Origin of the sequence: Micromonospora lupini str. Lupac 08, assembly GCF_000297395.2 — a bacterium.
GTDB lineage: Bacteria > Actinomycetota > Actinomycetes > Mycobacteriales > Micromonosporaceae > Micromonospora > Micromonospora lupini.
Window position 1 is genome coordinate 205,883 of sequence record NZ_HF570108.1, and the last position, 17,871, is coordinate 223,753.

General features: G+C 71.5%; 15 protein-coding genes and 3 tRNA genes. 8 read left to right on the forward strand and 10 right to left on the reverse strand.

Features of this window, described 5'->3' with window-relative positions; translation table 11 throughout:
• The 9 genes from MILUP08_RS02165 to MILUP08_RS02205 all read right to left on the reverse strand — a co-directional run.
• The coding region (locus tag MILUP08_RS02165; protein ID WP_039905216.1) for a hypothetical protein at positions 1-429 on the reverse strand (429 nt) is incomplete at its 3' end.
• Between the two features lie 220 nt (positions 430-649).
• A tRNA-Phe gene (locus MILUP08_RS02170) sits at positions 650-723 on the reverse strand.
• A gap of 99 nt (positions 724-822) precedes the next feature.
• Positions 823-896, reverse strand: a tRNA-Asp gene (locus MILUP08_RS02175).
• A gap of 31 nt (positions 897-927) precedes the next feature.
• A tRNA-Glu gene (locus tag MILUP08_RS02180) sits at positions 928-1,000 on the reverse strand.
• 156 nt (positions 1,001-1,156) lie between these two features.
• Positions 1,157-1,960 (reverse strand): polysaccharide deacetylase family protein, encoded by an 804-nt coding sequence (locus MILUP08_RS02185; RefSeq protein WP_007454356.1) that lies wholly within the window; start codon positions 1,958-1,960, stop codon positions 1,157-1,159.
• 75 nt (positions 1,961-2,035) lie between these two features.
• Positions 2,036-2,980, reverse strand: a complete 945-nt coding sequence (locus MILUP08_RS02190; RefSeq protein ID WP_007454358.1) for a MerR family transcriptional regulator — start codon at positions 2,978-2,980, stop codon at positions 2,036-2,038.
• Positions 2,970-3,590, reverse strand: a complete 621-nt coding sequence (idi, locus tag MILUP08_RS02195; RefSeq protein ID WP_007454360.1) for an isopentenyl-diphosphate Delta-isomerase — start codon at positions 3,588-3,590, stop codon at positions 2,970-2,972. The genes MILUP08_RS02190 and idi overlap by 11 nt, the downstream gene beginning before the upstream one ends.
• Complete coding sequence (crtI, locus tag MILUP08_RS02200) at positions 3,587-5,068, reverse strand: phytoene desaturase family protein (RefSeq protein ID WP_007454362.1); 1,482 nt, start codon at positions 5,066-5,068, stop codon at positions 3,587-3,589. The genes idi and crtI overlap by 4 nt, the downstream gene beginning before the upstream one ends.
• Before the next feature lie 28 nt (positions 5,069-5,096).
• The gene (locus tag MILUP08_RS02205; protein WP_007454364.1) at positions 5,097-6,239 is read right to left on the reverse strand and encodes a polyprenyl synthetase family protein; all 1,143 of its coding nucleotides are present in this window, start codon (positions 6,237-6,239) and stop codon (positions 5,097-5,099) included.
• Positions 6,240-6,303: 64 nt separating this feature from the next.
• On the opposite strand from MILUP08_RS02205, the gene MILUP08_RS02210 reads away from it, so the two are divergent.
• Together MILUP08_RS02210 and MILUP08_RS02215 are read left to right on the forward strand one after the other, a co-directional pair.
• Positions 6,304-7,227, forward strand: a complete 924-nt coding sequence (locus MILUP08_RS02210; RefSeq protein ID WP_007454366.1) for a phytoene/squalene synthase family protein — start codon at positions 6,304-6,306, stop codon at positions 7,225-7,227.
• Positions 7,224-8,549, forward strand: a complete 1,326-nt coding sequence (locus MILUP08_RS02215; RefSeq protein ID WP_007454368.1) for a cryptochrome/photolyase family protein — start codon at positions 7,224-7,226, stop codon at positions 8,547-8,549. Before MILUP08_RS02210 ends, MILUP08_RS02215 begins: the two co-directional genes overlap by 4 nt.
• A gap of 12 nt (positions 8,550-8,561) precedes the next feature.
• Here the strand turns inward: MILUP08_RS02215 and MILUP08_RS02220 are convergent, their stop codons facing one another.
• The gene (locus MILUP08_RS02220; protein WP_007454370.1) at positions 8,562-9,638 is read right to left on the reverse strand and encodes a serine hydrolase domain-containing protein; all 1,077 of its coding nucleotides are present in this window, start codon (positions 9,636-9,638) and stop codon (positions 8,562-8,564) included.
• 90 nt (positions 9,639-9,728) lie between these two features.
• Between MILUP08_RS02220 and MILUP08_RS02225 the strand changes: the two genes are divergently transcribed.
• The 6 genes from MILUP08_RS02225 (at position 9,729) to MILUP08_RS02250 (ending at position 17,755) form a co-directional block, all read left to right on the forward strand.
• Positions 9,729-11,204, forward strand: coding sequence for a dihydrolipoyl dehydrogenase family protein (locus MILUP08_RS02225; protein WP_007454372.1), 1,476 nt, complete (start codon positions 9,729-9,731; stop codon positions 11,202-11,204).
• Positions 11,205-11,299: 95 nt separating this feature from the next.
• Positions 11,300-12,304, forward strand: coding sequence for a LacI family DNA-binding transcriptional regulator (locus tag MILUP08_RS02230; RefSeq protein ID WP_007454374.1), 1,005 nt, complete (start codon positions 11,300-11,302; stop codon positions 12,302-12,304).
• 366 nt (positions 12,305-12,670) lie between these two features.
• Positions 12,671-14,050, forward strand: a complete 1,380-nt coding sequence (locus MILUP08_RS02235) for an ABC transporter substrate-binding protein (protein WP_007454376.1) — start codon at positions 12,671-12,673, stop codon at positions 14,048-14,050.
• A gap of 81 nt (positions 14,051-14,131) precedes the next feature.
• Positions 14,132-15,088: a carbohydrate ABC transporter permease gene (locus tag MILUP08_RS02240; RefSeq protein ID WP_007454378.1), complete on the forward strand. Its 957-nt coding sequence runs from the start codon at positions 14,132-14,134 to the stop codon at positions 15,086-15,088.
• 11 nt (positions 15,089-15,099) lie between these two features.
• Positions 15,100-15,987, forward strand: coding sequence for a carbohydrate ABC transporter permease (locus MILUP08_RS02245; RefSeq protein WP_007454379.1), 888 nt, complete (start codon positions 15,100-15,102; stop codon positions 15,985-15,987).
• Positions 15,988-16,129: 142 nt separating this feature from the next.
• Positions 16,130-17,755 carry a glycoside hydrolase family 13 protein gene (locus MILUP08_RS02250; protein ID WP_007454381.1) on the forward strand — a complete coding sequence of 542 codons (1,626 nt, stop codon included), beginning with the start codon at positions 16,130-16,132 and terminating at the stop codon, positions 17,753-17,755.
• Positions 17,756-17,871 lie beyond the last annotated feature (116 nt).

Below are 17,871 nucleotides of genomic sequence, written 5' to 3' on the forward strand. Positions count from 1 at the left end.
CGGCCAGGCCGGCGGTGGCCAGGCCGCGGTGGCCAGGCCGGCGGTGGCCAGGCCGGCGGTGGCCAGGCCGGCGGTGGCCAGGCCGGCGGTGGCCAGGCCGGCGGTGGCCAGGGCGAGGGTGGCCAGGGCGCCAGCGGCCAGGCCGGCGGTGGCCAGGGTGGCGGTAGCCAGGGCGAGGGTGGCCAGGGCGATGGCGGTCGGGGTGGTGGTGGCCGGGGTGGCGACCAGGGTGGCAATGGCCAGGCTCGGGGCGGGCAGGCCGGTGGTGGCCAGGGCGGTGGTGTTTCGAGTGGGGCGCAGGCTGCGGCTCAGACCGCGGCACAACTCGCCGAGCAGGCGGGGGAGACCCTGCGGCAGGCCGGGCGCAGCGTGTGGGAGGCGATCCAGGGCGGGATGGCCCAGCACCGTCAACAGGGCCGCCGCGACCAATGACCATCGCCCAGCGCGACCGACGCGGATGATCGACTCGGGTTCAGTGAAACCGCGGTATCGCAGCGACCGGGACACCCCGATTTCACCGAACGCGAGTCGATCAAGGACGGGCTGGACGATCACAGGCCGGCGCCGAGCAGGCCGGGCGGGCGGGAAAAGCAGAACGCCGACCGCGTTTCCGCTGGTCGGCGCTCCTGTAGCCCGGCGAAAGGCTATGTGGCCAGGGGCGGGGTCGAACCGCCGACCTTCCGATTTTCAGTCGGACGCTCGTACCAACTGAGCTACCTGGCCGTGTTGCTCGGCTCATGCTACCCGCCAACCGGATGAACCGCTGGCAGGGTCACCTGCGCCGATACGCAGAACGCCGCGCGAGGCGCGGCGTCAGCGCTGCGGTCCTGACGGGACTTGAACCCGCGACCTCCGCCTTGACAGGGCGGCGAGCACTCCAACTGCTCCACAGGACCTAGCTTGTGTTGCTCCGGCTTGCGCCGGTCGTGCCCCCAACGGGATTCGAACCCGTGCTACCGCCTTGAAAGGGCGGCGTCCTGGGCCGCTAGACGATGAGGGCGGCCCCGCCATCATTGCACATTCGCAACTTCAAGCGGACTTGCTCCCATCCGGCCCCGCCGGAGGCTTGGAAAGCATACGTGATGCCTGGCTGGTCAACAAAATCGGTATCGCCGGAGCCGTTGTGAACCGCATAACCGCAGGTCAGAGCCCCCATCTAGCGAAGTCGGGTGATGCCGAAGCGGTGCTTCAGGTCGGCGATCAGGCGCGGGCAGGCGGCGAGCGTCGCTCCCCGGTCACCGCCTCCGTCGTGCAGCAGCACGATGGAACCCGGACGTGCGGCGTTGTGGACCCGCCTGGCGATCGTGTCGGCGGTCGGCTTGTCCCAGTCCTGCGGGTCGACGGCCCAGTGCAGCGGGTGCATGCCGAGATCCTTGGCCACGGCCAGGACCTCGGGTGTCCACCGGCCGCCGGGTTGCCGGTAGAAGGACACCTGTGTGCCCGGGGAGGCCGCCTGGATGGCCTTGTTGGTGCGGACCAGGTCGGCCCTGATGTCGGCCTCCGGCCGGCGGGCGAGGTCGAGGTCGTGCCGCCAACTGTGGTTGCAGAGCTGATGCCCCTCCCGGACGATCCGTCGGATCAGCTCCGGGTGTCGCTGGGCTTCGAGGCCGACGACGCAGAAGGTGGCCGTCACGTGGGCCGACTTCAGTTGGTCGAGCACCTTCGGGGTCCAGGCCGGGCTGGGCCCGTCGTCGAAGGTCAACGCCACGGGGCGTACGCCTGTGGTGCGCCGCAGCCCGGTGGGGAGCTTCGCCGGCAGCGGTCGCAGCGGCGGCTTCGGCGCCTTAGTGTGGGTCGGGCTCGGCTTCGGGCTGGGCGTCGGGGTGGGCGGGGTGCTCTGGGTGGTCGACTCGACGGGTTGCGGGCCGCCAGCGGCGTGGACGGTGCTGTCTGGCTGAGCGCAACCGGACAAGACCAGCACCACGGCGAGGACGGACGCCAGGGCGGCGCGGGCTTGCATCTGTTCGCTCCCGGGGGTCGGGGCAGGCGGACCTCCCCGACGGTAGTGGAAGTGGCCCAGCTACCGACAGGCCGGTCACGCCTCCCGCGACTGGTCCAGCGAGTCACGGACCGCCACCGCGAGTGAGACGGCCTCGGCCAGGTCGACCGGCCGGACCACCCCGGCGGGCAGCGTGTCGGCCCGCCAGCCGGGGCCGGCGGCGAGGATCAGCAGTGGGCGGCGGGGTGCCGCGAGCAGTGCGCTGAGCTGGGTCGGGTCGGCCGTGGCCCGGGTGTGTGACCAGAGCACCACGGCGGCCGGGCCGGTGCGGTTGACCGCCTCGACGAGGGCGGCCACCGGCACCCGGGCACCCAGCATGCGATAGCTCACCCCGGCCTCGGCGAGCGCGGCGGCCAACGCTTCCAGGGGGAGGGTGTGCTGTTCCTCATCGGCGCAGGAGAGCAGGATCCGGGCCGGGCCGGCGGGCGCGTTGGCCTGGCTCGCTGCCGCGAAGGCCTCCGACACGCACCGGGAGACCAGGTGTTCGACCTCGATCAGGCCGGCGGTGGCGGCGTGCCGGTCGCCGATGCCGGCGAGCACGGGGCGCAGCAGGGTCTCCCAGGTGGCGATGATGCCGCTGGCGGCGATCGTGTGGGCGATGGTTTCGTTGATCGCCGCCGCGTCCAGGCGCATGGCGGCGCGGGCCAGACCCCGGGCGGCCGGGCCGGCGCGGCCCACCGGGATGGCGCCGCCGCCGTCGCGGCCGGGCGGACGGATCCGGCTCCGGCTGATGGTGTCGACGGGTGTGCGGTCCGGTGCCTGCCGTGCCCACCGGGCAGCCTCGGCGGGGCTCACGCCCTCGGCGGTCAGGCGCCGCATGGTTTCGAGGCGGGCCAGATCGGCGGGGGTGTAGCGGCGGTGGTGGCCGGGCACGTGCTCGCTGGGCCCGAGCCCGTAGCGCTGGTGCCAGGTGCGCAGCGTGGTGACCGCGACCCCCAGCCGGCGCGCGACGGCGCCCGCGCTCAGCGCCTCATCGGCCACCCGACCGCTCCGCCGCGTCATCCGCCGACGATCCGGACGGGGTCATGGTCGAGCCGGGGGCGCCCGACGAAGCCCCCGAGGGGCGCAGCAGACGGTTCACCACCCCGCCCAGCCAGGGTGCGTACGACCGGGGGTCGCGGTCGAGTTCGGCCTCCAGGGCGGCCGGGTCGGCCCAGCGCAGCTCGGCCACCTCGTCCGGGTCGGGTCGCAGCGGGGCGGCGGGCAGGAACTCGCCGCGCAGCACGTGGTCGTACTCGAACTCGACCCGGCCGGAGGTCGGATCCTCGGCGTAGTAGACGTAGACGCCCACCTCGGTCAGCTCGACCGGGCCGGTGCCCAACTCCTCCTTCAGCCGCCGGTTGGCCGCCTCGGTGAGCGATTCGCCGGGTCGTGGGTGGCCGCAGCAGGAGTTGGCCCAGCGCAGCGGGAAGCGGGTCTTGACCGCGGCCCGTCGTTGCAGCAGCACCTGGCCGTCCGGGTCGATCAGCAGCACCGAGAAGGCCCGGTGCAGTTGCCCCGGCGGCTGGTGGGCGGCGGCGACTGTGGTGTCGCCGCGGGCCTGACCGGCGTCGTCGACCAACTCGACGAGGTGGTCCTCGCGGCTGGTCATCGGCCTTCTCCGGTGATCCGGCCGGCGGCGAGCTTGCCGGAGATCAACACCATCGGTACGCCCACACCGGGTTGGGTGCCCGAGCCGACGAAGACCACGTTCGACAGGTCGCGGTGCAGGTTCGACGGGCGGAACGGCCCGGTCTGGAAGAGGGTGTGCGCGGCGGCGAACGGAGTGCCCGCGGCCATTCCCTGCTCGGCCCACTCGGCGGGGGTGATCGCCTGCAACACCTCGACCCCGGCGCCGAAGCCGACGTACCCGCGCTCCTCCAGCGTGCTGATCAACTGGTCGCCGTAGCGCCTGGTCAGGTCGCCCCGCCACTCGAACGGCGCCCGGTGGAGGTTGGGCACGGGCGCGAGCACGTAGTAGGTGTGCCGGTCCGGTGGGGCCACCGACGGGTCGGTCCGGCTGGGATTGGTCACCAGCAGCGACGGATCGGTCATCAGCTCGCCCCTGCGGATGACCTCATCGAAGGTGCCCTTCCACGCGCGTCCGAAGTGGATGTTGTGGTGGGCGATCTTCGCATATCCCTGTCGCGAGCCGACGTGCAGGACGACGCAGGAGGGTGAGTAGGTGAGGCGTCGCGCGGGCGCGGCGGGGAGCAGGTCCCGGTAGGCGACCGGCAGGTCCGGGTTGAGCACCACGACGTCCGCCGGCACCAGCTCGCCCTCGGCGGTGAGCACGCCGGTGGCCCGGCCGTTCGCGGTCTGGACCTGGGTCACCGTCGTGTCGTACCGGATCTGCACGCCGTGCTTCTCGGCCGCGCCGGCCATCGCCCGGGAGACCGCGTGGATCCCGCCGCGGGGGAAGTAGACCCCGGCCACCGAGTCGAGGTACGCGATGACCGCGTAGATGGCCAGCGCGTCGTGCGGGGCGAGCCCGGCGTACATCGCCTGGAAGGAGAAGATCCGCTGGGTACGCGGGTCCCGGAAGAACTGGTTGATCTTCGTTTGGAGGCGGCGGAAGGCCCCGCCGGTGAGCAGCTTGAGCAGGTTGCCGGTGATGAGGTCGGTGGGCGCGTCCAGGTTGCGCTCGATGAAGTCGGCCCGCTCCAGCCGCCACAGCTCCCGGGCGTAGTCGACGAAGCGCAGGTAGCCGTCGGCCTCCCGGGGCCCGCAGACCCGGGAGATCTCGGCCGCCATCCGGGTGGTGTCGGTGAGCACGTCGAGGGTCGAGCCGTCGGGGTAGTACGCCCGGTAGGCCGGGTCGAGCGGCGTCAGGTCGAGCCAGTCGTGCAGCTCCTCGCCGACCGCTCCGAGCGCCTCGGCGATGAGGTCGGGCATCGTGAGCACGGTCGGGCCGGTGTCGAACTCGTACCCGTCGACGGAGAGTCGGCCCGCGCGCCCGCCGGGGACCGGCTCGCGCTCGAGCACCGTCACCTGTCGGCCGCTGCCGGCCAGGTGCAGCGCACAGGCGAGCCCACCCAGGCCGGCGCCGACGACCACCACCCGGTCCGTCCGTCCCGTCACCGTCCGCACGTGACCACCTCCTCGAGAAGAACGCTCATCAGGCCCGCCGGCTGGTGGCGGCGGTGGCCAGCCCGGTCAGCGCGGTACGCGCCGTCCGGTCCACGGGCGCGCTGTCCAGCGCGGCCAGGGCGTCGCCCACCCGCTCGGCGATCATCCGCTCCACCCGGGCCACCGCGCCGGTCTCGGCGACCAGGTCGGCGAGCCGGTCGACCGGCTCGCCGTCGGCCTGCTCCAGCGCTCGGAGCTGACTGGGCGTGGCCAGTTGCCGCGCCAGCATGAGCAGCGTGGTCGGTTTGCCGGTGCGCAGGTCGTCGCCGGCCGGCTTGCCCGTGGCCGCCGGGTCGCCGTAGACGCCGAGCAGGTCGTCGCGGAGCTGGAAGGCCTCGCCGACGGCCAGGCCATAGCGGGTGTACGCGGTGACCAGCGCGGCGTCGGCGGTGACCCCGGCCAGGAACGCCCCGAAGAGCAGCGGTCGCTGCACCGTGTAGCTGGCGGTCTTGTAGCGGGCCACACGCAGCGCCCGGTCGACCGACCAGTTGGTCGGGTCGTTCTCACCGAGCACGTCCAGGTACTGCCCGGCGACGGTCTCGACGCGCATCTGGTCGTAGCAGCGGCGGACCTCGAACAGTCGGGCCGGGGTGATGGTGGCGCGGGCGAGCAGCTTGTCGGCCCAGACCATGCAGAGGTCGCCGATGAGCACGGCGGCCGCCTCGCCGAACCGGCCGGGGTCGCCCCGGTGGCCGGCGGCGACATGCTGCGCGGCGAGCGCGACGTGTGCGGTGGGCCGGCCGCGGCGGGTGGTGGAGGCGTCCATCACGTCGTCGTGCACAAGCGCGAAGGTGTGCAGCAGTTCGAGGGCGGCCAGCGCCGGCAGGACGGGTGGGAGGGGCTCGGTGCCGCCGACCGCTCCGCGCCAGCCCCAGTAGGCGAACGTGGACCGGATCCGCTTGCCGCCGGCCAGTACGGCTTCGCGCGCCGCGGACGCGAAGCCGCCCATGGCCGCGTCGATCTCGGTGAGTGCGTCGACCTCGGCGGCGAGGAAGGTGGAGAGGGTCTCGTCGACCGCCGTGATCAGGTCCTGGGTGTACGCGGCCAGGACGGCGCGGACCGGATCGTCCCTGTCGCTCGGGCCCGTCGGTGCCACACGGGTCGCGTTGTCCGCAACTGCGTCGTTGGCCATGTTGGCGAGCGTACCCTAGGGTACGAGTTGCGTCGATTGGTGCGTCGATAATTGAGGAGGGCCGGTGGACACGGATCTCACCGCTGCCTATGACCGGTGTCGTGAGCTGCACAAACGTCACGGTCGTACCTACTATCTCGCCACCCGGTTGCTTCCCGCGTGGAAACGACGACATGTGCACGCCCTGTACGGATTCACGCGGTACGCCGACGAGATCGTCGACCGCACCGAGGACCTGCCGCCGGCCGAGCGGGCCGCCCTCCTCGACGACTGGGCCAGCAGGTTCGTGGCCGGTCTGCGCGGCACGCCTGTCGACGACCCCCTGCTGCCGGCGGTGTTGCACACGATCGCCGTCTTCGATCTCGACCGGGACGACTTTGCGTCGTTTCTGAAGAGCATGGCGATGGACCTGACCGTCACCTCGTACGCGACCTACGACCACCTGCTCGACTACATGGAGGGCTCGGCGGCGGTCATCGGCACCATGATGCTGCCGATCCTGGGCAGCAGCGATCCGGCGGCCGCCCGCGAGCCGGCCCGGCAGCTCGGGTTCGCCTTCCAGCTCACCAACTTCATCCGCGACGTCGCCGAGGACCTGGACCGGGGTCGCACCTACCTCCCCGACGAGGACCTGGCGAAGTTCGGCGTCACCCGCGACGACCTGGCCGAGGCCAGCGCGCGCGGACGCGGTACGCCCCGGACGCGCGAGCTGATCGAGTACGAGGTGACCCGGGCCCAGGCGCACTACGCCGCCGCCGCGCCCGGCATCACCATGCTCGCGCCGGCGTCGCAGGCGTGCATGCGCACCGCGTACGCGCTCTACGGCGGCATCCTCGACGAGGTGGCCGCGCAGGACTACGACGTCTTCACCCGCCGGGCCCTGGTGCCGCAGCGGCGGCGGATGGCGGTGGCCGCCCGCGCTCTGCTCACCTCGACGGGTACCCCGGTCACGATCCCCGGGCCGACGGTCCAGCCGGCGGCCCGGTGACGGCGGGCACCGCGATCGTGCTCTTCACCCGCGACCTGCGGGTGCACGACCACCCGGCGCTGGCCACCACCTGCGCGGCGTTCGACCGGGTGGTGCCGCTGTACGTGCTCGACCCGGCGCTGGCCGGTCTGTCGGCCAACCGCACCCGGTTCCTGCACCAGGCCCTCGCCGACCTGCGCGACGCGCTGCGCGAGCGCGGCGGTGACCTGGTGGTGCGGCGCGGCGACCCGGTGGCCGAGACGATCCGGCTGGCCGGCGAGGTCGGCGCGACAGCCGTGGCGCTCTCCGCCGACGTCAGCAACCACGCCCGTCGGCGCGAGCGGCGACTGCGCGCCGAGTGCGAGCGGCACCGGCTGCGCCTGCGGCTCTTTCCGGGGCTGACCGTGGTCGAGCCCGGCGCGTTGCGCCCCGGGGGCGGAGGCGACCACTACCGGGTGTTCAGCCCGTACCACCGGGCGTGGGCGGCCGCGCGGTGGCGCGACGAGTTGGCCGCGCCCCGCCGGATCGCACTGCCCGACGGGGTACGCGTGGGTCGGGTGCCGGCGCCGCCGGCCGGGGAGTCACCGGACGCGGCTACCGGTGGCGAGCGGATCGCCCGGCAGCGGCTCACCGACTGGCTGCCCGAGCTGGGCCGGTACGACGACCAGCACGACGACATGGCCGGCGACGACACCTCCCGGCTCAGCCCGTACCTGCGCTTCGGCTGCGTGTCCCCGCTGTCGGTGGCCAACCGGGCCGGCGACCGGTCCGGGCCCTTCGTTCGGCAGGTCTGTTGGCGCGACTTCTACTACCAGGTCACCGCGGCGTTCCCGGAGATCTCGACGGCCGCCTACCGGCGGGGCGCCACCGAGCAGTGGCGCTACGACGACGACGCCCTGACGGCCTGGGCCGAGGGGCGGACCGGGATGCCGATCGTGGACGCCGGGATGCGGCAGATGCGGGCGCAGGGCTGGCAGCACAACCGGGCGCGGCTGATCACCGCCGGCTACCTGACCAAGCACCTGGGTCAGGACTGGCGGGCCGGGGTGGCTGTCTTCTTCCGCTGGCTGCTCGACGGGGACGTGGCAAACAACTCCGGCAACTGGCAGTGGGTCGCCGGCACCGGCAACGACACCAAGCCGTACCGGGGGTTCAACCCGGTCCGGCAGGCCGAGCGGTACGACCCGGCCGGCGACTACGTACGCCGCTGGGTGCCGGAGCTGTCGGCGGTGCCGGGCAAGGCGATCCACCAGCCGTGGAAGCTGCCCGAGGACGTCCGCCGCACGCTTGACTACCCGCCGCCGCTCTCCGTGCCGGGCACCGACCCGGTCTGGCTGCGCTGACCCCGACGATTGTCAGAGCACCGAGTGCAGGGCCTCGGCCAGCTCCTCGACGCGGTCGTGGTCGGCGAGCTGCGCCGTGACGTACCCGAGGGTGTAGCCGCGCTCCGGGTCGGCCCAGGCGCTGCTGCCGCCGAGCCCGCCCATGCCCCAACTGCCGTCGGGCTCCCACTGCATGCCCAGCGTCCACCGGACCTGGCGGTCCAGCAGCACGTCCGTCCCGTCGTACTGGACCCGGGTCGCCTCGGCCACCAACTCCGGGCTGAACAGCCGTACGCCGTCGAGGACGCCACCGGCCAGCAGGCCCGCGTAGAGCCGGCTCAGGCCGGCCGCGGTGGCGTGCAGGTTGACCGCAGGCATCTCGGCGCCCCGCCAGAGCGGGCTGTTCAGCACGGCGAGGTCGAGCCCGCCGGTCGGGTTGCCCATTGCCCGTGCCCGCAGCGAGCCGGGCTCGCCGAGCTTCCGGACCGGCCACTGCGGGTCGCCGTAGCGCAGGTCCGCGCAGCGGCGTTGGTCGGCGTCGCCCAGCCCGTAGGCGAGGTCGAGCTGCCACGGGCCGGCGATCTCGTCGGCCAGGAACCGGCCCACGCCGCGGCCGTCGACGCGGCGGACCAGCTCGCCCACCAGGTGCCCGTACGTCCAGGCGTGCTCTCCGGCCAGCGACCCCGGCGTCCACTCGGGGTCGGCGGCCGCCAGGTCGCCGGCGAGCAGCGCCCAGTCGGCGACCGCGGTGGCCGGCCGGGGCACCGGGAAGGCCGGTAGCCCGGCGGTGTGCGACAACACCTGCCGCACGGTGGCCGGGGTGCGGAACTCCGGCCAGTACCGCTCGACGGGCGAGTCGAGGTCGACCCGCCCCCGGTCGACGAGCAGCAGCAGACAGAGCGCGACCACCGGCTTGCCCACCGAGTAGACGTTGGCAAGCGTGTCCGGCCGCCACGGCTGGCTGGACGGCTCGTCGGCGGTCCGGGAGCCGCCGACCAGGTCGAGGACCGGTCGGCCGTCGTACCAGACGGTCAGGCTGGCGCCGGACTCCCGGCCGGAGGCGAGGAGGTCGTGGAAGCAGTCCCGGACGGGGTCGAAGCGTGCGTGCATCGGATCACCGTAGGCGGTGGGGCGCGGTGACGGTGCCGACTTTTCCGGACCCCGGTGGTCGGGGCGAGGCCGCTGGGGGATGCTGTTCTGATGGCGGAGCCGGAGCTGGTTGACGTGGTCGTGGTGGGGCTCGGGGTCGGCGGCGAGGAGGTGGCCGGGCGGCTCGCCGAGGCCGGCCTGAGCGTCGTCGGCATCGAACGGGACCTCGTCGGTGGCGAGTGCCCGTACTGGGGCTGCATCCCGAGCAAGATGATGATCAGGGCCGCGAACGCGCTGGCCGAGGCGCGTCGGGTCGACGGGCTCGCGGGCACGGCGCAGGTCCGTCCGGACTGGGCGCCGGTGGCGAAGCGGATCCGCGAGGAGGCCACCGACAACTGGGACGACAAGGTCGCGGTCGAGCGGTTCACCGGCAAGGGTGGCCGGTTCGTCCGGGGCAGTGGCCGGCTCGACGGTCCGGGGCGTGTCCGGGTCGGTGACCAGGTGTTCCAGGCCCGGCACGGCGTCGTCCTGGGCACCGGCACCCGGGCTTCGGTGCCGCCGATCGACGGCCTGGCCGGCACGCCGTACTGGACCAACCACCAGGCGATCGAGGTCGAGCAGCTGCCCGGGTCGTTGCTGGTGCTCGGCGGCGGCGCGATCGGGCTGGAGCTGGCCCAGGTCTTCGCGCGCTTCGGCGTCCGCGTCACGGTGGTGGAGGCGCTGGACCGGGTGCTGGCCGTCGAGGAGCCGGAGGCGTCCGAGGTGGCCGCCGCGGCGCTGCGCGCCGACGGCGTCGAGATCCACACGGGTGTACGTGCCGAACGGGTCGCGCACGACGGCGACCGGTTCACGCTGCACGGCGTCGGCGGGGCGCAGTTCACCGCCGAGCGACTGCTCGTGGTGACCGGCCGCCGGGCGCACCTGGAGGAGTTGGGGCTGGACACCGTAGGTGTGGACGCCACTCAGCGTTACCTGCCGGTGGACGACCGTCTGCACGTCACCGACGGCATCTGGGCGGTGGGTGACCTGACCGGTCAGGGCGCGTTCACCCACATCGCCATGTACCAGGCGGGGATCGTGGTGGCCGACGTGCTGGCCCACGCCCGGGAGGCGACGGCGGGGGCCGACGCCAGCGGGACCGCAAGTGTCGTCGGCGGTGCGATGGGGGCGTCCAGCTCGCTTGCCGCAAGCGGGTCGAGTGGGTCGGCCGGCACCGTGCCGCGCGCCGACTACCGCGCGCTGCCCCGGGTGACCTTCACCGATCCGGAGGTCGGTGCGGTCGGCCTCACCGAGCAGCAGGCTCGCGAGCGCGGCATCAACGTGCAGGTCGGGTTCACCAAGCTGGGCAGCTCGACCCGGGGGTGGATCCACCAGGTCGGTGACGAGGGCTTCATCAAGCTCGTCGCGGACGCCGACCAGGGCGTGCTGATCGGCGCGACGTCGGTCGGCCCGGCCGGCGGTGAGGTGCTGTCCGCGCTGGTGGTGGCGGTGCACGCGGCCGTGCCGCTGAGTCAACTGCGGCACATGATCTACGCGTACCCGACCTTCCATCGGGCCATCGAGGACGCGCTGCGCAACCTGTCCTGACGCGCGGGACGGCGTCAAGCCACAGCAGGCGGGACAGCAAGATTTAGCCGTCCGGCTGTTCATTTCTTTCATTCTGGTGACGTACGATTGCGACCGTGACCAAGCGGTTGACTGAAGTTGCCAAGAAGGCGGGCGTCAGCGAGGCCACCGTCAGCCGGGTGCTCAACGGTCGGGACGGTGTCTCCGAGACGACCCGGACGGCGGTGCTGACCGCGCTTGACGTGCTCGGCTACGAGCGGCCGACCAAGCTGCGCGGCGAGCGGGCCCGGCTGGTCGGGCTGGTGCTGCCCGAGTTGCAGAACCCGATCTTCCCGGCGCTGGCCGAGGTGGTCACCGGCACCCTCGCCCAGCGGGGCTACACGCCGGCGCTCTGCGCCCGCACCATCGGCGGCGTGTCCGAGATGGACTACGTGGAGATGCTCCTCGACCACCAGGTCTCCGGCGTGATCTTCGCGGGTGGCTCGTACGCGCTCGCCGACGCCCGGCACGACCACTACCGGCGGCTGACCGACCGGGGCCTTCCCGTGGTCCTGGTCAACGCCGGTGTGGACGAGTTGGGCTTTCCCCGGGTCTCGACGGACGACGCGGTGGCGGTGGAGCAGGCGTACGGGCACCTGCGTTCGCTCGGCCACGAGCGGATCGGGATGGTCCTCGGCCCGGAGGGGCACGTGCCGTCCCGGCGCAAGTTGGACGCGATGGTCCAGGTCGCGGGCTGGGGCGAGGCCGACGCCGAGTGCGTCGAGCGGTCCAGCTTCTCGATGGAGGGTGCGCGGGTCGCCGCGACGAAGCTTGTCGAGCGCGGCGTGACAGGCATCATCTGCGCCAGCGACGTGCTGGCGCTGGGCACCATCCGGGCCGCCCGGCGCCTGGGTCGCGCGGTGCCGGCGGACATCTCGGTGGTGGGCTTCGACGACTCCGCGTTCATGACCTGCACAGACCCGCCACTGACCACCGTCCGGCAGCCGATCGAGACGATGGGGCAGGCCGCGGTGGACCTGCTTGTCACCCAGATCGAGGGTGCCGGCGTCCTCCAGGACGAGCTGCTGTTCGAGCCGGAGCTGGTGGTTCGCGGCTCCACCGCGCCCGCACCCCGCCGCTGACCGTGCCCCTGCCGTACTGACCGACCGCCTCGACCGGCCGTCGACCGCTTCCTGCGGTCGGCGGCCGTTTTTTCGTGGTCGCCCGCAGCTTTTCGCGGTTGCCCGCACCGCGCGGACACCGCCGGATCGCCCGTGGACCAGATAGGACGGAAAGCCGTCAAACCCGGCGCGAATCACATCACTGTCGGTGTCTGCCGTAACTATGTCGTGTCTTTTCAAAACGCCGTCGACACCTTGCTGAAATGAGTCGCCCTCGTTACAGTGACTCCACTCACACCTGGCTCCGGCGCAGCTACAGGGCGTCAGGTCGCATCACCGCAGATCAGCGCATCTCATGGAGACACCCGTTCCCGAAGGGATGGACAGATGTCCGTACCGCAATACCGAAGGGCTGCGGCGCTGGCGCTCGTGGCCGGCCTGGGGTTCAGCCTCACGGCATGCTCCACGAAGAGCGACGACAAGGGCACGACCGCCGGCGGCAAGGTCACCATCACGGTCGACTGCCAGCCGGTCGGCGCCCAGAAAGAGCTGTTGAAGAACTGGAACGACGACGTCGTCGAGTTCCAGAAGCAGAACCCGGACATCGTCGTCAAGAGCGTGAGCGTCGGCGAGCAGTGCAACAACCCGCCGGACTTCACCGCCCGCCTCGCCGGCGGCACCGTGACCGACGTGTTCTACGGGTACATGACCGATCTCCAGCAGGTGCTCGACTCCGGTCAGGCGATGGACATCACCGGGGTCGTCAACAAGGACACGATCCCCACCTGGGACAGCGTCGACCCGGCGCTCAAGGGGGCCTTCACCGACGGCGGCAAGCTCTACGCCGTCCCGGTGAAGAACTACTCGATGGGCCTGGTCTACAACAAGGTCCTGTTCCAGAAGGCCGGGCTCGACGTCAACAACCCACCCAAGACCTGGGCCGACGTGCGGGCCGCCGCCAAGAAGATCTCGGCCCTCGGCAACGGCATCGCCGGCTACTCCGAGTACAGCGCCGGCAACACCGGCGGCTGGCACTTCACCTCGCTGCTCTACTCGCAGGGTGGCCAGGTGTTGACGCCGGACGGCAAGAAGGCCGACTTCAACAACGCGATGGGCAAGCAGGTCCTGCAGAACATCAAGGACATGCGGTACGGCGACAACAGCATGGGCTCCCGCCAGCTGCTCCAGTGGGGTGACCTGCTGACCAACGCCGGCGCGGGCAAGGTCGGCATGTTCATCGGCGCGCCGGACGCCACCCAGGCGATCGTCAGCCAGTTCCAGGGCAAGTTCCAGGACTGGGCGATGGCGCCGCTGCCCGGCCAGGACGGCCCGGCGAAGGGCACGCTCGGTGGCGGCGAAGGCTACTTCTTCAAGAAGGACCTCTCCCCGGAGCAGGTCAAGGCCGGTCTGAAGTGGATCGCGTACCAGAAGCTCACGCCGGGCAAGGGCCAGTTCGACTACGTCCGGGCCAAGCCGCAGAACTACCCGGTGGGTCTGCCCCAGCCGCTGCTGTTCGCCAACGGCAGCGAGGCGCAGAAGCAGGAACTCGAACTGCGCAAGGCGAACGCGAACGTCGACACCACCAACTTCGCGATCTTCGAGGCGACCCCGGTGCCGATCAAGGGTGAGCCGCGCAACGCGCAGGCGATCTACGCCGTCCTCGACGCCGCGATGTCCGGGGTGCTGACCAACCCGAACGCGAACATCGACGCGCTGCTCAAGACGGCCGAAGAGAAGGTCAACCAGCTCCTGGCCGCCGAGAAGTGACCGGCAGGTGTGGGGGCCGGCCCGACGGCCCCCACACCCCGCGTCGCACCGTCCGCGTCACTGACTTCCGCAGGAGTTGCCTTGGCGATCACCGCCGTCCCCCAGGCCCCCAGGAAACCGGGTCGCCCGATGTCGCCGTACGCGACAGGGCCGCAGCGCACCAGCCTCGGCCGCAAGGTACGGGACAACCTCACCGGGCACGCGTTCCTGATCGGCGCCGTGCTCTGCTTCGTGGTCTTCTCCTGGTACCCGATGATCCGCGGCATCGTCATGAGCTTCCAGCGGACCAGGCGCGGCGAGACGACCTGGGTGGGCTGGGACAACTACTCCCGTCTCATCGCCGACCCCAGCTTCTGGCCCGCCTGGAAGAACACGCTCTACTTCACGGTGCTCGCGCTCGTGCTCGGGTACGCGGTGCCGTTCTTCGTGGCGATCCTGCTCAACGAGTTCCGCCACGCCAAGGGTTACCTGCGGGTCCTGGTCTACCTGCCGGTCATGCTCCCGCCGGCCTCGGCGCTGTTCCTCTTCAAGTTCTACGCGTACGACCCCAGCGAGGCCGGGCTGTTCAACGCGATCCTCACGGCGCTGCACCTGCCCACGTCGCAGTGGATGCAGTCGCCGGACATGACGATGCCGGCAATGGTGATCGCGTCCACCTGGATGAACATGGGCGGCGCGGTGCTGATCTACCTGGCGTCGTTGCAGAACATCCCCGGTGAGCTGTACGAGGCGGCGGAGCTCGACGGCGCCGGGATCTGGCGGCGGATCCGGCACGTGACCATCCCGCAGACCCGGCTGATCCTCGCGCTCCTGGCGATGCTGCAGATCGTCGCCACGATGCAGCTCTTCATCGAGCCGCTGATCCTCGCCAACGGCGCGGGCGCGGAGGACTCCGCGACGTCGGTGGCGTACCTCATCTACCAGCACGGGTTCTTCCAGAACGACCTCAACGGCGCCGCCGCGCTGGGCGTGATCATGCTCGTCGTGCTGGCCGGCTTCTCCGCCGTGTACGTGCGGCTGACTGCGAAACAGGACTAGGACGGCGAGGAATGGCACAGGATTCCGGAACCCGGACCCTCATCTCCCACTCTCAGCTCAGCCGGGGGCGCGGCAAGGTCATCTACTGGACGCTGCTGATCGTCGTCGTCACGGGCTTCACGCTCGTCTTCCTCGGGCCGCTCTACTGGATGGTCACCGGCGCGCTCAAGTCCGGCCAGGAGATCGCGCAGACCCCGCCGTCGCTGTTCCCCAAGGACCCGCAGCCGCAGAACTACATCGACGCGTGGAACAACCTGGCCCTCGCCAAGCTGCTGTTCAACACGTTCTACTACGCCATCGGGGCGGTGCTGTTCCAGCTCGTCCTCGACAGCGCCGCCGCGTACTCGCTGTCCAAGCTGCGGCCGATCTTCGGCAACGTGATCCTCGGCCTGATGCTGGGGACGCTGATGATCCCGGCGATGGTCCTCATCGTGCCGCAGTACGTGACGGTGCTCGACCTGCCGATCCTGCACATCAACCTGCTCGACTCGCCGTTCGCGATCTGGCTGCCGATGGTCGCGAACGCGTTCAACATCTTCCTGTTGAAGCGGTTCTTCGACTCGATCCCGGAGGAGCTGATGGCCGCCGCCCTCATGGACGGGGCGTCGTCGCTGCGCACGCTCTGGTCGATCATCCTGCCGCTGTCGCGTCCCATCCTCGGCGTCGTCTCGATCTTCGCGGTGACCGCGGTCTGGAAGGACTTCCTCTGGCCGAAGCTGGTCATGCCGTCGCCCGAGACCCGGACGGTGAGTGTCGGCATCTACACCTTCGCGGGTGGCACCCCGATGAACGTGGTGATCGCCGCGTCGGTCATCGCCGCCATCCCGACTGTCATCATCTTCCTGATCTTCCAGCGGAACATCATGTCCGGTCTGACCACGGGCAGCATCAAGGGATAGCCCACGACCGCATACGACCGCGCGGCGAACAACGACCGTTCGCCCCGACACATAACCAGGTCCGGCGAACCCGCCGACGTACTGACGCAGAAAGCAGGTGCTCGTGTCCACAGCTGACAGAAGTCCGTGGTGGCGTGGAGCCGTGATCTACCAGGTGTATCCCCGGAGCTTCGCCGACGGCAACGGCGACGGCATCGGTGACATCGCCGGCATCCGGTCCCGGCTGAACCACCTGTCCGCGCTCGGCGTCGACGCGATCTGGTTCAGCCCCTGGTACCCGTCCCCGATGGCCGACGCCGGCTACGACGTCTCCGACTACCGCGACATCGACCCGGTCTTCGGCACCCTGGCCGAGGTCGAGGCGCTGATCGCGGAGGCACACGACCTCGGCATCCGGACCATCGTCGACGTGGTGCCCAACCACTGCTCCGACGCGCACCCGTGGTTCCAGGCCGCGCTGGCCGGCGGCCCGGGAGCGCCCGAACGGGACCTGTTCTGGTTCCGACCCGGTCGGGGCCCCAACGGCGACGAACGGCCCACCGACTGGATCGGCGAGTTCGGCGGCGAGACCTGGACCCGCACCACCAACCCGGACGGCACCCCCGGCGACTGGTACCTGCACCTGTTCGCCCCCCAGCAGCCCGACTTCAACTGGGAACACCCCCGGGTGCGGGCCGAATTCGAGGACATCCTGCGGTTCTGGTTCGACCGGGGCGTGGACGGCATCCGGATCGACTCCGCCGGCCTCCTGGTGAAGGACGGAGAGCTGCCGGAGGTCCGACCGGACCACCAGCACCCGTTCCACGACCTCGACGGGGTGCACGACATCTACCGGGGCTGGCGGCGGGTCGCCGACTCCTACCCGGGCGAGCGGGCGCTGATCGGTGAGGTGTGGTTGCCGGACCGGCAGCGGTTCGCCAACTACCTGCGCCCGGACGAGCTGCACGCCGCATTCAACTTCGACTTCCTTGGCTGCGCGTGGGACGCCGCGGCCCTGCGGGAGAGCATCGACGGGACGCTGAGCGCGCACGCGCCGGTCGGCGCGCCGGCCACCTGGGTGCTCTCGAACCACGACGTCACGAGGCACGTCACCCGCTACGGCCGGGCGGACACCACGTTCAGCTTCGCCGCCAAGCGCGAGGGGATCCCCACCGACCTGGAGCTGGGCACCCGCCGGGCGCGGGCCGCCGCGCTGCTGTCGCTGTCGCTGCCCGGCGCCGCCTACGTCTACCAGGGCGAGGAGCTGGGGCTCTGGGAGGTCGAGGACATCCCGTACGCGCTGCGTCAGGACCCGATGTGGGAGCGGTCCGGCCGGATCGACCCCGGTCGCGACGGCTGCCGCGTGCCGCTGCCCTGGGCCGGTGAGGAGCCGCCGTTCGGGTTCAGCCCGGACGGCGCGGCGGCGCCCTGGCTGCCGCAGCCGGCCGACTGGAAGGACCGGACCGCGCTGGCGCAGACCGGCGACGCGGCCTCGATGCTTGAGCTGTACCGGGCGGCGATCCACCTCCGGCGTGCCGAGGCGGCGCTCGGTGACGGTGAGCTGACCTGGCTGCCCGCCCCGGACGGTGTGCTGGCCTTCAGCCGGGGCAGTGGATTCCGCTGCCTGGTCAACCTCACGAACGCCGCGGTGCCGCTGCCCGCCGACGGGGAGTTGCTGCTGGCCAGCGGCCCACTCGACGACGGTCTGCTGCCCTCGGACACGGCCGTCTGGCTGCGTACCCCCGAAGCGGTGGACGGGCCGCGAGCGGACGCCCCCGCCCTGACCTGATCCGACCGACGTGGTGCCGGCGGTCCCGTCCCGGCCGCCGGCACCACCCACCCGCGCACCGCGCACCCCGCCCGACGAAGGAGGAACGAGGGAGAGACCGCTACACCGCACCGAAA